This is a genomic window from Pseudomonas sp. H11T01 (genome assembly GCF_048515765.1).
Taxonomy (GTDB): Bacteria; Pseudomonadota; Gammaproteobacteria; order Pseudomonadales; family Pseudomonadaceae; genus Aquipseudomonas.
In genome coordinates this window covers 1-15,301 of record NZ_JBLYED010000037.1, presented here as the reverse complement: position 1 = coordinate 15,301, position 15,301 = coordinate 1, and the positions used below count along the sequence as shown (strand labels likewise).

General features: G+C 56.4%; 8 protein-coding genes. 3 read left to right on the top strand and 5 right to left on the bottom strand.

Annotated elements, in window-relative coordinates:
* The first annotated feature begins 224 nt into the window (after positions 1–224).
* The 3 genes from ACN1C3_RS30265 to ACN1C3_RS30255 all read left to right on the top strand — a co-directional run bounded on the left by ACN1C3_RS30265 (position 225) and on the right by ACN1C3_RS30255 (position 6,246).
* Positions 225–2,192 carry a hypothetical protein gene (locus ACN1C3_RS30265; RefSeq protein ID WP_419119392.1) on the top strand — a complete coding sequence of 656 codons (1,968 nt, stop codon included), beginning with the start codon at positions 225–227 and terminating at the stop codon, positions 2,190–2,192.
* A 202-nt stretch (positions 2,193–2,394) separates the two neighbouring features.
* Positions 2,395–4,599 carry an autotransporter outer membrane beta-barrel domain-containing protein gene (locus tag ACN1C3_RS30260; RefSeq protein WP_419119391.1) on the top strand — a complete coding sequence of 735 codons (2,205 nt, stop codon included), beginning with the start codon at positions 2,395–2,397 and terminating at the stop codon, positions 4,597–4,599.
* A gap of 174 nt (positions 4,600–4,773) precedes the next feature.
* On the top strand, positions 4,774–6,246 hold the full coding sequence (locus ACN1C3_RS30255; RefSeq protein WP_419119390.1) for a hypothetical protein: 1,473 nt from the start codon (positions 4,774–4,776) through the stop codon (positions 6,244–6,246).
* 51 nt (positions 6,247–6,297) lie between these two features.
* On the opposite strand, the gene ACN1C3_RS30250 is transcribed toward ACN1C3_RS30255, so the two are convergent.
* The 5 genes from ACN1C3_RS30250 to ACN1C3_RS30230 all read right to left on the bottom strand — a co-directional run.
* The gene (locus ACN1C3_RS30250) at positions 6,298–7,395 is read right to left on the bottom strand and encodes a fimbrial protein (RefSeq protein ID WP_419119389.1); all 1,098 of its coding nucleotides are present in this window, start codon (positions 7,393–7,395) and stop codon (positions 6,298–6,300) included.
* A 74-nt stretch (positions 7,396–7,469) separates the two neighbouring features.
* Positions 7,470–9,986 carry a fimbria/pilus outer membrane usher protein gene (locus ACN1C3_RS30245; protein ID WP_419119388.1) on the bottom strand — a complete coding sequence of 839 codons (2,517 nt, stop codon included), beginning with the start codon at positions 9,984–9,986 and terminating at the stop codon, positions 7,470–7,472.
* A gap of 19 nt (positions 9,987–10,005) precedes the next feature.
* Positions 10,006–10,761, bottom strand: a complete 756-nt coding sequence (locus tag ACN1C3_RS30240) for a molecular chaperone (protein ID WP_419119387.1) — start codon at positions 10,759–10,761, stop codon at positions 10,006–10,008.
* Positions 10,762–10,841: 80 nt separating this feature from the next.
* On the bottom strand, positions 10,842–11,393 hold the full coding sequence (locus ACN1C3_RS30235; protein WP_419119386.1) for a fimbrial protein: 552 nt from the start codon (positions 11,391–11,393) through the stop codon (positions 10,842–10,844).
* A gap of 249 nt (positions 11,394–11,642) precedes the next feature.
* Positions 11,643–15,301: RHS repeat-associated core domain-containing protein (locus ACN1C3_RS30230; protein WP_419119385.1), on the bottom strand; the 3,659-nt coding region annotated here is incomplete at its 5' end.

Here is a 15,301-nt window from a genome sequence, read left to right as displayed (position 1 = left end):
GCATAGCGGGCTTTTACCCAACCACTGTATAAGCGGCCACCCGTCAACTCTGACAGTATCCAGATCAGAACCATGTGTGCTTAATTCGCTCAAGGCCTTTGTGGCCTGGCAGAACGACAGGGCGTTTTTTTGCAGTGTATGAGCCATGAATCGAACTGCCAAACAAGTTTTGAAGGCCATGAGTATGTTCATGGTTGAACTCAAACAGTTTTGGAGCGATGAGCATGGCAGATTCAAACAAACGGCAAACGGCTGAACTGGTACGGATCAACTATCGCAAGCGGCTCTTCAAGGCGGGCGAGGGTCTGGCACTGGATAAGCCCACTATTGTGGACGTTATACCCGGCGATGCCGACGGGTTGATGCCGGTCGGCAAAGTTGGCGCTCCACTGAAGGTCAAAATTCCCCTGTGGCCGGATCGTCCGGATCCCGGTCTTCCTTTTACCAACAAACTGTATCTGGACTGGGCCCCTTCAGGCTCATCCGAGTTTCGGGAATTTCACAACGAAGACGTACCGGACTCGGGCACGCTGCCTGACGATGAATTTCCTCTAGAACGGGAAGTCCCTCTCGCCGTCTTCCAGAACTACGAAGGCAAGTTTGAATTCAGGTATCGCGTGAAAAACTGGAACACGCCGGCTGAAACGGACTCTACCCCGGCGCCTGTCACCATCGATAGAACCGGGCCAATCAGGCCCGACATACCAAAACCTATAATCGTTATCGCACCCTTGATCACCACTGTCATTTTGGACCGGGATAACGGTGTTAAATGTGAAATTCCTGATTTCGTGGAGGACAAAAAAGAGTTCGTCACTGTTGCTGTTGCCTGGGGGGATAAGATATGGACAGAGATTCCGGATCCTTCCGAGCTGGCCTACCTGGGGCTGCTCCCGGCAGATCGCCAAATACTGGTGCCCAAAGCGTTGGTGACGAGGCTGGGTTCGAAACTTCACTACGTCGTCTACTTCCTGTTCGATAAGGCGGGTAACCGAAGCGATATGCCTCTGCCGGTCGAAGTGCAAGTCGCCCTGGGGGATATCCCCACCGGTCTGGCATCACCCACGGTTCCGTTGGCTGATGATGATTTGATTGATCGTGCCGATGCCGCCTTCCCAACGACCGTTCATATCAAAGAATTCCTGAACTGGCAGAGCACCGATGGAATTGTGATCAAGTGGGGAGATACGAAACTGGCCCGGACGTCGGTCGGCGCACATCTTCCATTCCCTCTGAAAGTCACCGTGCCTTGGTCACGAATGTCGGCTGTGTATGACTTTGTGGCGGGAGGAGTGCAGATGACAGATGTGGACTATGAAGTGCTCCGAGGCGATTACCCGATAGCGTCCCTGGCCAAAATCGAAGTGAAGGTGGACCTCGCTATCCCGGGTCCGGAAAACCCCAACCCTGAGCCGATCAATCCTGTTCTGGATACAGTCATATTTTTGAGTTCTTCCGGCAGTGCGACCGAGTTGACGCTGGGCGATGCCGATAAAGACGCGACGGCTAAAATACGGCTATTTGACGATCCGAAGGTGGGCGACAAACTGACGCTTTACTGGAACGGCGTGGCTGTAAGTTCGCCTCCTTATGAAGTCGACGGCACTGAAGATCCCAATGAGGAAGTTTCGATAATCATTCCCTGGGTAGATATCGTATTGACCCCCGTGATGATCGGTTTGCCAATGTATTACACCCTGACTCGCACCGGTTTCAACAATCCGCAGGAGTCGGACCGTACAACGGTCGACGTTAAAGTTCAGTTGATCGATCTTGAGGAACCCTCCTTCCCGGATCAGGACCCCGGTTACCCACTGAATTGCAATGCGCTGATTGAAAAGGCGGGGGTGTTTGGAGTTCGTGTACATATCCCTGCATCCGATTACTTGAAAGAAGGTGTGGAGGTAACAGTCGATTGGCAAACCTACGGTAAAGACAAGACCACGCCATTGCCTGATACCCATTTGCCTGACGTACTGACAGTCAGTGAACAGCAAGAAAAGGATGGTATTGACTGGTTCATTCCTTATGAAAAATATCTAAAACCCACCTATGACACGGGAGATCAGTACGGCTGGGGTAAAACGAAATACACCCTCTTTATTCACGGGGAGGACGTCAGTTCCGGTTTGGTCGAAGTCATGATTGCCGTGTTCGAAAGTGGAGCTCACTGCGCGATACCGAGGCCTTGACCTGTATTTTCTCGGCGTGAGAGCAGGAGGGAGCATGCCCCTCCTGCTGCTGAAGTCAGGTAATTCGTCTTTTGCTGCTGTCGGAAAAGTCCTACATACCCATGGCAGCTGTCTCGTTAGTCTTCGCCGCCTTTGCAAGTTCAAGTGGTGATCATTGATCACAGCGAATTTGCTCTTTGAACATTTCTTTCTGCGGTGTCTGATGAAAGCTAAAAATCCCTTTGTGTTACACCCTTTGCCGGCATCCCTGAAGTGGATGACCATCATGCCGTTGCTGTTGGTAAGTACCCACTCGCTGGCAAGAATCATTGACAACGACACTCTGTTGATCAATGGCAGTGTTGCCACCGATAACTACCTTCTCAGAAACAATGCCAGCCTGACCGCCAATGGCGCGACGACCAATCAGATCCGGGCTGAACGCGGTTCGTCCCTGACGCTCAACGGCACGACGGTGACATCCGCTGCAACCAGCATCGCCATTGATATGCTCGGCAGCAACGCGACCATCGCCGGCAGCACCGTTACCGGGCGCAGCACCGGGTTATCGCTGGGTTATGCCGCAACCAACCCTTTAGGTTCCTCGGCCACAGTGACGGACAGCGTCATATCCGGCGGTACCGTGGGGGCGGCGGTCAGTGGTTTGAGTCAGTTGAACCTGACTCGAACTGTGCTGACGGGCAGCAATGCGAGCAGCTTCGGTCTGCAATTGGCCAACGGGCAGGTGTCGGCGACTGCCAGCACGATTCGAGGGGGGACTAATGGTGTCCTGCTGACCACCGATCAGAATGTACCGCAGCCGGGCCGCCTGGTGCTCGATGGCACAACAGTCCAGGGGCAAACCGGTTCGGCAATAGTCGTCAATGATTTTGGCTTACCTGCGACCACGGCCAACATTCTGGTCGGCAACAAATCAACCCTGATCGGGGGCAACGGTAAGATTCTGGAGGTCAAAAGGTCATCGACGGCCAATATGGCGGTCGACAACAGCCATTTGATTGGTGATGTCATCGCCGACTCGGGGGCAACAGCCAATGTCACCCTGCAAAACCAGGCAACCCTGACTGGTCGGCTGGGTAACGTCGCCACTCTGGCGGTCAATAGTAGTGCCAGATGGGTGATGGTCGGTGATGGCGATATCGCGAATCTCTCCATGAACGGCGGTGCGATCCAGTTCGGCAACCCAGCCGAATTTTACAAATTGTCGGTGGGCAACCTGTCGGGCAACGGTATGTTCATCATGGATGCCGACTTCTCCACCGGCCATGTCGACACCCTTGACGTTACCGGTACGGCCACCGGCAGCCATGCGGTTCTGATGGGCAGCAGCGGCGCCGATCCGACTGGCGTAGGCGCGATACCGGTCATTCATATTGCTGCGGGTGATGCCCAATTTTCGCTGTTGAACGGCCCGGTGGATCTGGGGGCTTACTCCTACGATCTGATCAAGCAGGGCAACAACGACTGGTATCTAAACACCGCCTCGCGGGTCATCAGTCCGGGCACAAAATCGGTACTGGCGCTGTTCAATACCGGTCCGACGGTCTGGTATGGCGAGCTCAGCACCTTGCGCAGTCGCATGGGCGAAGTGCGTATGGACGAGGGCAAGGCCGGTGGCTGGATCCGCGCGTATGGCAACAAGTTCGATGTCAGCGCCAGTTCCGGTGTGGGCTATCAGCAAATCCAGCAGGGCCTGTCGTTCGGTGCCGACGCGCCGTTACCGATCGGTGGCGGGCAGTGGCTGGTCGGTTTGCTGGGTGGTTACAGCAAATCCGATCTGGACCTGAGTCACGGCACCAGCGGTACGGTTAACAGCTACTACGTCGGCGCGTATACCACTTGGCTGGATGATGACAGTGGCTACTACTTCGACGGTGTGCTCAAGTTCAACCGCTTTCAGAATGAATCCAAAGTACAGCTCAGCGACGGCAAACAAGCCAAGGGCAGTTATGACAACAACGGTGTTGGCGCGTCGCTGGAGTTCGGTCGCCACATCACGTTGGCTGACGACTATTTTGTCGAACCGTTCACTCAGCTGTCGGGCGTGATCATTCAGGGCAAGGATTATGACCTGGATAACGGTCTGTCCGCGGAAGGCGACCGCACTCGCTCGTTGCTGGGCAAGGTCGGTGCAACCGCCGGGCGAAACTTCAACCTGGGCGAAGGTAAGGTGGTGCAGCCGTATCTTCGTGCTGCTTATGTGCACGAGTTCGCCAACAACAACGAAGTCAAGGTCAACAACAACGTGTTCAACAACGACCTGTCGGGTTCCCGTGGTGAGTTGGGCGCGGGTGTGGCCATGACGCTGACCGATAAGGTTTCGGTCCACGCTGATTTCGATTACAGCAACGGCGACAAAATCGAGCAGCCGTGGGGGGCGAACGTTGGTGTGCGCTATAGCTGGTAACCAGACCGATCACGAGGGGAGGGCCTGATGGCTCATCCCGTCCCATAGGTTTTAAATCCTGTCGATTATGACAGTACTCAATGGGTGGCATTTGACGTTTAATTTTCAAACACCTTGCCGGTCAGGCCATTCACGGTAGTCACAACCGGCTCGCTTTTTAGTGAGGGAACAGACATGCCCAGGAATTCAACGCCCTTCAATGAACATACAACGGATCTCTCTCCTCCCGATATTATCGGGGTGCTTCCAGCGGTTCCGGGTGGCGAAGACAACCTTCTACGTAAAGACGCATGGCTGGTTCCGCTGCGGGTAGAGTTCGCGCTGTGGAGTGATTCTGCTCCGAATCCAGGCCTGTTCGATACCGTCCAGTTGTTTTGGAGGGAGGAGGCGGAGCCGGTTCACCAAAAAAAACTGGAAGGTGTCATTCCAGAGACTGAGCTCTGGCTACAGGTGCCAGTCTCTAAACTGGATGAAGGTGTTCATTCCTTGTATTACCGGGTTCTGCCCTGGAATGGTTCGACTCCGCGAGAATCCCTGCCGGTGAATGTCACCATCGATAAAACCGCCCCCATACTGGCGACTTCCAGCCAATTGATTTTCCCTTCCGCAACTCTCCCTCCTAACCAAATCACCGCCGTCTACCTCGCCGATCCGGCGCATGAAGACCAGGTGCTGGCAACACTGCCTGATTACACCGGGAAAAAAGTCGGTGATGTCATTACCTGGTATTGGGAGCGTTCTCCCGGCGGACGAGACATCGCAGATACAAAGACCCTCAAGCTCGATGACCTGGGTAAGGCAGTGCAAGTGTCCTTCAAGGGCGATCTGCTTCGTCGGGCTAACGGAGACTATTACGGGACCTACCGGGTGCGTGATAGAGCCGGCAACGAGACAGTCCTGTCCAGTGATGTGAAGCTGAACGTCAATATCCGCCCACCCACCCCGCGCAAATTTCCAACCGTCAAGCAGGCGACCAGTACTCCCAGCGGCACGGGTGTGTTGAATCCATTCTTGGGGACAGCAGGGGTGACCGTGGTAGTGGCTTCGGCAGAGGTCGATCCGGATGAAGAGGTGACCGTGGATTTTGTCGGTCTTGGTGGCGAAAGTGGCATCGGCTCTGTGACGGCGGTTAAACCGATTACCCCCGGTGGGCTGGAGTTTGCCATTCCTGCTTCGATCGTTGCGGCCAACATCCCTGTGGGTGGGGATGGGCGCAAGGTCGAGGTTCGTTACTGGGCCGGTCATGACGTTCAACATTCAGCGGTTTATACGCTGACCATCAACGAGTTGGCCGGAGAATCGTTTGGCACAGTCAACTGTCCCGAGGCGCAGATCGGCTCACCGGCGACGCTCTCCAAGAGCAAAGTTGCGCTATCCGGTGCAAATGTGGAGATAGATAGATGGGCTTACCATGAGGGCACCCAGCGAATAAATGTGTGGGCGATGGCTTCCGGAGTTCGAACAGATTTCCTGAAGGATGCGCCAACACCGATCAATGCCAGCGGAAAGTTCACCACGCCATTCCCCAAGGACTACGTGGCACCTCTGCCCCTCAACAGTACGTTTACCCTGTATGCCAGCGTCAGCTTTGATCAGGGGCATAGCTATCGCTCCTTCAAATCGATGGCGATGAAACTGATCGCGTAGCCAACCATGTTCAATCGCTTCCCGGCAGGACCACCTGCCGGGCGAGCGGGTTTATTTGTAGGTAATGGTAAATGCCAGCGCCCCCTCCGCAGAACCTGCCGCGACATCCCCGGTAGGGCCCGTCTGATAGAAGCGAGCGTTGAACTCCAGCAGCATGCCCCCGGTGGCCGGGATGGCGCCTTGAACGACATCGGTCCCCAATGCAACCGGCGTAAGGGCATCACCTCCCAGTATTTGAATGCCGACACCTTGTGCGGTGGAACTGCCGCCCAGACTGAACAAACCTTTGCCAGCGTCAAGTGTCGTGGAGCCAGCCGTGGGCTCCAGGCGAATATGCGCGTTAGTCACCGTGCCGCCTGGCAGCGGGTCGGAAATACATGAGTTCAAGGCAATAGTGAAAGGCACCGGATCGGTGGTGTCACCTTCGGCGGTAAACTTCGAAGTCGTCCAGTCACCCAGCTTGACGGGGTCGGCGCTCACCGGATTGACCGACAGGGTACATTCTGCCTGAGTGACTGAGCCGCTCAAGGCCAGACCGAAGGCATTGGGCACGCCAGTGAACGAGGCATTAACCAATTCCCTTCCCGAGTCCAACGGTTGCATACCTCGGCCGATCGGCCCGGTTTTGACCAAGGTGATAGCGCCGTGCAACACCGAGTGCTGCAAGACGAAGGGTGTGCTGAAGTCGATGTAACCATCGAAGGGCACCGTGCTGTCGGGGCCACTGAGTTTCCAAAAACCGTTGGTGAGACCATCGTACGGCCTGCCAAACTTGATCAGGGCGCCGACCCCGGCGATGTTGGTCTGCAGCAAGGTGCCGTTAATGTCCATGCCGTTCCTTCTGGGGATTGGCCCGGGTACCGGTGCGGCAGTGGCCGAAGCGTTGAACGTCAGTCGGGTGCCGTCGGTCACGCAGTTGATGGACAACCCTCCGGCGCCTTGAATGAACGGTTGGTCGATCGGGCCTATCGGGTCGCCTACTTTGGCGTCCCTGGGGATAGACAGTGCGCCCACATTGGCCACGTAACGAATCGGCCCCGTACCTCCCCCCCAATAACAGGTATTGGTGACTGCGTACGCGGCACTGAACGGCATCAACCCACTGGCGGCGAGCGTGAACAGAACGCCTGGAAATAATCTGATCGACATGCTGTGTTCTTTCCTGGCAAAAACAACTCGATGCACCGCAGGGTGCTTCGAGTATGAGTAAACGAAGTATTGAGTCAGCGGCAAATCAAGTCCTGAACCCGATAACCTTGCTCCATGGGCATGCTCTGGACATCGAACCGCAGCTGGCACTGCTCGGTGGAGGTGTTGCCCCAGCGCACATTCAAGGTTTGCTGACCATCGACAGTGCCCAGCAGTACCTGACCGGCCTGGCCGACAATCCCGAGTACTTCGTCGTCGGCATTGCTGACCTGAGCGCCAAAGGGCAAAGGTGCGCCCTGGCTGTCACGGGTGGTCAACACCAGCCTTTGTACCGTTCGGGCGGGGAATGTCGCTTTGACGACCGCGCCACGCCGTGGCACCACCTGGGTTACGCCGTTGTCGATCTCGACATTCGGATCGAGCTGGTCGGTGTCCAGGATCACCCGATTGACCCGGTAGGGTTGTAGATAGGGAATCAAGGCATAGCCACGGTTATTGGTCCTGGCGCTGGAGGCGTTGATCAAACCGACGCCGGCGATGTCCGGAACATGGGCCAGCCCACTGGTCTCACCCAGGTAAGGCCCGAACGCAAGGCCATCGCCGTGGAGCAGCATCGCACCGCTGGCATTGAGCGAAAGGCTGTTGTAAGCGCTGCCTTGAGCGATACCCGCGCCGAGACTGGCAAAAGATGTCTGATAGCCCAGCGCCAACTCAGCGGTTTGCTGGTGGCTTTCATTGTTGGACAAGGAGGCTCGATAGTTGAGTCGATCTCCCTCGCCTCGGCCAGATAAAGAGGCGCGTTCATTGAGCTGGCCACGGTTTTCCCTCAGGTCGAATGTGGCGGTGGTCGAGCGTCCGAAGTCCAGCGGCAACGAGACACTCAAGCCGAGCTGGCGGTCATTGGACTGCTTGTCATTCAGCGATTGTGACGCGTAAAGGTTATAGCTGACCGCGTTGTGGCGGGTACTGACATTGAACTGGAACTGGCGCTGCTGATAATTGGATCGCCAGAAGTCTTCTTGAGATAACGTCAGGTTTAGCGAACTATTGGCTCCGATGTCCTGGAAAACCGAGGCTTCAAGCAGACTGCGTCGACTTCCGCGAAAGCGCTGGTCGGCGCTGCGCTCGCGCACCGCTTCGCTAAAATCGCGATAACCCTCGGTGGAGTAGCGATAGCCGGCAAAGCGCAGGTTGGTTCGGGTCTCGAACGTCTTGCCGTATTTAATCGCATAGCTCATGCCCTGAACGTTGCGACTGCTGTCATGGGGATCGATATCGGCAGCGGAGCGCGTGACGTCGAACGACAGTGCGCCGATCGCCCCGAGATTCTTTCCGATTCCGAGGGTGCCGGCCTGATAGAAATCATTGGCCATTAACCCGCCGTAAAGCGTTGAATTCCACCCCACGCCGGTCGCAAGGGTGCCTTGCCATAGCGATGTGTCATCGGTAGAAAACGAGGGGGCGTTGTAGCGGCCCAGGCTGGTGCTGTAGCGCCAGACGCCTTCACGCAGCAGGTTGCTGAGGGTGGCATAGGGTTGAGTGAAACGCCGCACCTGACCATCGGCCTCGGTCAGGATGATTTCCAGTTCACCGCTGCCACCAGCGGTCGTAAGGTCGTTGATCTCATAGGGACCGGCACTGACATAGGTGGAATAAATAGGGTAACCGTTCTGGCGTATCTCGAGCCTGGCCCGGGTCTGTGCCACACCTCGAACGATCGGCGCATAGTTTTGCAGCGAGTCGGGCAACATGCTCAGGTCGGAAGCAATTTGCACGCCTTTGATGGGAACGCTCCTGAATACATCGCCAGGGGTGTAGGTTTCGCCCAACGTCAGCTGCGAATGCGTGCCGGGGAGGTCGCGCTGAAGATAGGTATAGGCGCGCGACCATGTGCGCTCGCCCTGGGCGTCGCTGCGAAAGGCGTTATTGCTGCGCAAGCGCCAGGCGCCCAGATTCAAGCCGCTGTTCAAGTACAGGTCCTGGCTGCTGTTATGGCCGGTCTGATGGCTGCGACCTTGTTGAGCCGATACTTGATAGTTCACGAACGCCGAATTGATGCCGTAATCCCAGCGTTGCGGATCGACATAACCGGCGACGTCACGACGCATGGCAATCTGCGGGATGGAAATCGACAGCGCGAGTCGGCCGCCATCGAGCTGGGTCAGCGCACCGGGAATCAGACGCTGCAGGTCGACGCAAGTGCCCAGCGTGGCCTCAGGCTCAGCCAGGCTATCGAGCTTCACGCCGATGTCGTTGAGCAGTTGCTGTGACAAACAAGGAACAAGCCCATCACCTTGGGCATTGGCGGTGAATTCGATTTCCCGGTGGTCATAGAAGCTTCGGTTGATATCGATACTTACCAGGTAACGCCCCGGCGCCAGATCCTGGCTACTGGAAAGTGTTTTCAACGCCAGCGCACCGGCATCGCTGGCATGGTTTTCCAGTTGACGCATGAAGGTTGACTGAAACTCTACCTGTGTGGAGGCCAGGGCCGGTTTGGTTTCCAGCAATGCAATGCTGCCGCCGGTGAATACAAAAAGATGAAACAGGCGCTGCGCGGGAGTCGAACTCCAGTGCGGGAAGAAAGGCATGGTGATAGTCCGCGCAATGTTAAAGATCAAGGCTGACGGGCAAGGTCATGGGCGCTGTGTAACCGCCGTAGTCGGTGATCACGGAAAAGTTCACCTGCATACCCGGGGTCGGTTTCAAACCGTCCAGCTCATAGGCTTGGGAGTCCAGAGGAAGTGCCATAGGGGTGTCTTTGAGATTGATTTTCTGTCCGTTTGCGCTGAGTTCAATGCGCACGAAAGACACGTGAAAGGGAGTGGGATTGGTCACCACCAGACGGCTTTTGCCGTCGACCTTTTTTACTGACCAACTCAAGTCTTTTAAGGTGTCCAACGCATTACTTTTGAGTTCGACGGGCCGGTAGAACAACTTGATGCGCGTGCGCAACGCGATATTCAACTGGTTAGCTTCATTGGCCTCCAGTTGCGGTATTTCCTGGACGTTGAAATAAAACAGCGATTCGCGGTCTTTGGGCAGCGTATTAGGCAAACCGTTGATCTGCACCTGTTGTTCTTTACCGGCATTCAAGCGAAACAGCGGTGGTGAGGCGATAAAAGGCACTGCGGTGGTTTGATCGTCGGCAGCGGTATTGACCCAGGTCTGCACGGCGAAGGGTTTGCTGCTGGGATTAGAAACAGTCAACGAAACATTGCGCTTGTCGCTGTCGAACACCACCCGCGTGCTGCTGATGGTTAACGCCCCGTAACTGTTTGGAAGCCATGTAACGAGGGCACCAAACAGCACGCAGGACAGAACGCCGCACCTGACCTGAGCAGGACGTTTAATGAAGCCAAACATAGTAAAAGAATCCCTGTGTCGAGGAGTCGTTCTCAAACAGCAGGCTGTGAAGCCCGCTGTTTTAAAACTGGAGAGCGTGATCAGTTAATGCTGAGGGTGAACTCGACATCAGAATCGGCGGGGCCAGCGCGCACGGTCGCGGCAGTGGCGATGTACATGGCGGTGAAGTCCATGAGGGTCGGATTGGTTTCGTCCAGCTTGTAAATGGTGGAGGTGTCACCGTTCTTGATGAAACTACCGGTCATGTCCTTGATTGCCACTGCAATCCCGGTCGCAGGGCTGCCGGTCGGCTTGAGCCCGTAATGATCCCCACCACCGCCGTACACCGAGTTGAAAGTCACGGTCGCGTCGAGTTTGGCGGGGTCCAGTACGCAGGAAGTGCCCGGTGTTACGCGCATCTGAAAGGCTCGCTCACCGGCGACAGTGTTGATGCCTTTGAAGGCGCTGGAATCGACCCAGCCCAGTGAAACCAGATTGCCTACGGCGCCGTTTTCCGGGTTGACGATTTCAATGGCGCAGGTGGCGCTGTTGATCTTGCCGGTGAAGTTGATCCGGCCATCGGCGGCGAACGCCGAAGTGGCCGCCAGGCTCAATGCCAGGCCAAGCGGTAGTGCGAGTAAAGATGTCTTCATGTAACGGAATCCTTTAATTAATTGAATCCGGCGTTAATTGGGCGAGACAGTGCCGGAAGTGCTCACGGTCGATGTGAGCAGGGAGAAGTAGTTGTGTTGTCTCGGCGGCGGGAGTTTAGAGAGGGGGCGGGGCGGGGGATATGAGAGAACTCTCAGTGCTGGCGATGCAGTGTTTGCAGATATGTATCTATTCCCGGGAAATAGAAAGGCTCCACTTCGAGAAGTGGAGCCTTTCATTATCAGCGTTGGCTACATAGGTATGTTATTGCCGATTCTTCGAGTGAGGTCGGCCACTGTTCTGTTTGTTCTGGCCTCTACTCTGTCGGTTACGAGGGCATCTCTTTCGCCTCCGTTGAATTCCACTTTTTGACTATTTTGCCTAGCAGAAAGTTTCTCAAGATTCCATTCGCTCTCACGCCCACGGACAGAAGGGCCGGCAACTGGCTCAGCCGATGGAGGCGCTGACCTCGCGGTGGGCCGTGAAGGTGGAGGTACGGAAGTTGCGGGGATATTTCCTCTCGCTCCTGCAGTCCCCGGAAGTCCCTGAGGCCCCTGAGGCCCCGGAGGTCCTTGAAGTCCCTGTAGTCCCTGAGGCCCAGGAGGTCCCTGAAGACCCTGCAGGCCGCGCGTCCCCCCAGATACTCCCTGAGCGGAGTTCGCCGGCCCTTTGGGAAACACGATGGGAGTAAAGCCATCTCTAGCCCTGGTCAGTAAACTCGCATTCGTAGCCTTCTTCGCGGCCGCTTTCGCAGCACCTTTGATGGCCATACCAAGGAAGACTCCGCCAAGAACAGTGTCCACGCCACCAGAGATCATGGAGCTCGTCGCGTGTTTCTCGCGGTCTGTCAATTTAGTTGCGGTAGTGGCCATGACGCCTTCAGCGATGCCATAGGCGCCGAAGCCAACACCCATCGTTGTAAACACGGCGGTGCTAGCGATGGCTAATGCGCCCACTGGTGGCGCAACCACCACCGCCGCGACGGTAAGCGCTATACCAATGGCCGACAGGATCGCGCCCCCCACGCCCATCCAGTTAACCCCCCGGTTGGCATGCCCTGTGGGGTCGAAAAAATTGATCGGATCGCCCGCGCAGTACACGTAAGGGTTGATCCCCCCGGCACCGAACGGGCTCAACGAATCCGGACTATGAAAGCGCATCAGCGTCGGGTTATAGGCCCGGTAGCCGAGGCCCAGCAAGTACCAGCCGCTCAGTTCGTCACGCACTTCGCCGTTGAAACCGAGCAGGCATTTCAAGTCATTGTCTGGATTGCGTTCGCCATAGGCGCCATAGACTGCTTTTCGCAGTTCATCCTGACCACTTTCCGCCAGCACACTGTTTTTACCGTCAGTCATCAGCAGCAGGGTTTGCTCCGGGTCGTTCTGTTGCTGCTGGCCCAGGGGCTGATCGCTGAGGTACAGGTAGTGGATTTTTTTGTCGCCTTGCTCAGTGCGGCTCAGGCGATCGTCCTGATAAAAGCGCAGGGTTTCGGCCTGTGTGCCCTGGGTGACGCCCAACAAATGGTTATGCGCGTCATAGCGGTACTGGCTGATGATTTTGCCGCCGGCATCAGTGACGCGCAGCAACCGCCCCTGGGTGTCATAGTGCAGGGTCTGGCCGTTTTCATCGCGCAGCAGGTTGCCGTCTTCGTCGTAGTCGAGTGTGCAGCTGGCCTCATAGTGGGGGTGGCTGTGAGTGACTTCCACCAGTTGACACGGATCGCTCGGTGAGAAATAGCTGATGGCATCGTCACGTTTACCGTCCGCAAACAGTGTGTAGACCCCGGTGACGTTATCGTATTCGTCGAACTCGAACAGCTGCTCCTTGATGGCGTTTTTATAGCGATCCTGGGGCAGAGCAGGGCCCTCGCAGTTGTACTCCACCATCCGCCCGCGCGGGTCATAGTTGAAGGTTTCCAGCAACTCGGTGCGCTCATCCACTTGCAAGTGGCGAGTACGCAGCTTGCTGTCATCGCGATAGGTTTGGCTGATGGTTTGCTTCGGGTGACCGTCCAGCTCCATGACCCGGGTGACCTCTCGGCCTTGATCGTCGAAAGTCAGGTTGGTTCGCAGTGTCTGGTCGGTGTGTTTATTGCGGGTGGTGATGAGGCTCACCTGCCCCAGGTTGTCGTAGTCGAAGGTGGCGAACAGCTGGTCTTGAGTAATGGTCTTGAGCCGAGCCTTTTCGTCATAGGTATAGGTGCAGGCCAATCCGTTGGCATCCAGACGGGTGAGCGGACGTCCGTTCAAGGTGTGGGTGTAGGTGGTTTCCCATTGTTTGCCAGAGCGCTTTTCCTTCCAGAACTCCTTGAGCAATTGACCGGTGGAACTGTAGTTGAAGGTATGCTCGCCCTGGGTGTTTTGCGACAGGGTCAGTTGTGCACTCTGGGGGTCATAGTTGAAGCTCGACTGCTCGTCCGGAGCAATGCTGCCCACCGGCGTGCCCACCAGGCCTGGCGTGTATTCGTAGGTGATCTCTTTTTTGCTGGCGGTGATCGTCTTGCTCACCTGGGACTGGCCACCTTGATACTCGAACGCCTGAACACGCTGCCCGACTTCCAGCGTCGTCCGGCGTTCAAGACCGTCAAAGGTCTGGACGCCAACACTGACCGGCACCTCATTGACGACCACACGCAGGTCAATAGGCAGCTCACCGGCACTGTGATCGGCGTAAGTGCGGCGAACTTCGGTGTAGTCGGGCAGGATGGTGGCGTGTACCCGGGCAAACAAATCGAACTCAAAGCGAGTGGACTCGCCCATTTCGTCGATTTGCTCTACGCAGTTACCCAAGCCGTCATACAAAAACTTACTCGTGCTGACGACCTTGTCCTCTGCATTCAGTGCCTCGACCTTGTCTTCCTTGCCGAAGCGGTTGAGTGTCGTGCGGCTTTTACCGCTGACTTTGAGCGGTGCCACGGTACTTTCAGTCCAGCTGCACAGGGTTTGTGTAGGCGGATTGATTTCGGTGACGTGCGCCACGCCATCGGCCCCGACAACCTTGTATTGCTCTCCCCAGGCGTCGTATTGAATGTGGCGGGGCAAGGGTTTATCGGCGGCCCCTTCCCAGTCGGTATTGGTGTCGCTGATCAATTGCCCTAGGTTGTTGTAAGTCGCCTTGTAGGTTTCGCGAAACGCTTGCGGATCGCCTCCCAGGGCATCGGTGTCCTGGCGCTCTTCTTTGATGACTCGATTATGCCCGTCCAGCCAGGTGATGGTTTCGACACCCTTCACGTCCTTGGCGCTTTGCCTGGCTTGTTGAGCAACCCCGCCGTTGGTCAGCGTGTAGGTGTAGGTGCGACTGGCTTTGTAGTCATTAGAGTCTGGCGCCACGATTTCCTCGATCACACGACCGAGCCGGTCATACGCGTAGGCGACTTTGGCGTCGTTATCGTCCTGGCTGAGTAGCTTATGGCCGTTGAGCAATGAGTGCTCCTGGGTGATGACCTTGCGTACAGGCTTGCCCGGCGTGTCATCGAACCCGATCAGCTCACTTTCAGTACGCATGACCAGCGCACCCTCACGGGTATTGTTCGTAATGCTGTAGCTGTATTGGGTGGTGGTCAGGGTATCGGCCCGGCCGTGCAACGTCTGCAACATCCTGCTTATGAGTCCGTGTTGCTGAGGGTCTGCGGGAGTGTTGATGTACTCATGGGTAATGCGCCGTAATTCCGTCTGCGCACGGCCATCGACCCATTGCGTCAGGGTTTCGTCTCGCAGTGCCAGCCAGGGCCCGCTGCCGGTCAGACCCAATTGCGCGGTGTAGCGATAGCCAGTTTGCAGGGTTGGGGCCTTACCGTATTGGGAGGGGGCCGGGGTCACAGTTTTGCTCTTGAGATTGCGCACAAACCCTTGCGGGTCGGCCGGGCAAAGCACATTGCCGTCTGCGTCGTCTTCACCTTTCGCGATGTACC

What these genes read in the sequence shown, in the direction of transcription:
- ACN1C3_RS30265 (WP_419119392.1), top strand. Translation starts at nt 225, where the DNA reads ATGGCAGATTCAAACAAACGGCAAACGGCTGAACTGGTACGGATCAAC.
- ACN1C3_RS30260 (WP_419119391.1), top strand. Translation starts at nt 2,395, where the DNA reads ATGAAAGCTAAAAATCCCTTTGTGTTACACCCTTTGCCGGCATCCCTG.
- ACN1C3_RS30255 (WP_419119390.1), top strand. Translation starts at nt 4,774, where the DNA reads ATGCCCAGGAATTCAACGCCCTTCAATGAACATACAACGGATCTCTCT.
- ACN1C3_RS30250 (WP_419119389.1), bottom strand. Translation starts at nt 7,395, where the DNA reads ATGTCGATCAGATTATTTCCAGGCGTTCTGTTCACGCTCGCCGCCAGT.
- ACN1C3_RS30245 (WP_419119388.1), bottom strand. Translation starts at nt 9,986, where the DNA reads ATGCCTTTCTTCCCGCACTGGAGTTCGACTCCCGCGCAGCGCCTGTTT.
- ACN1C3_RS30240 (WP_419119387.1), bottom strand. Translation starts at nt 10,761, where the DNA reads ATGTTTGGCTTCATTAAACGTCCTGCTCAGGTCAGGTGCGGCGTTCTG.
- ACN1C3_RS30235 (WP_419119386.1), bottom strand. Translation starts at nt 11,393, where the DNA reads ATGAAGACATCTTTACTCGCACTACCGCTTGGCCTGGCATTGAGCCTG.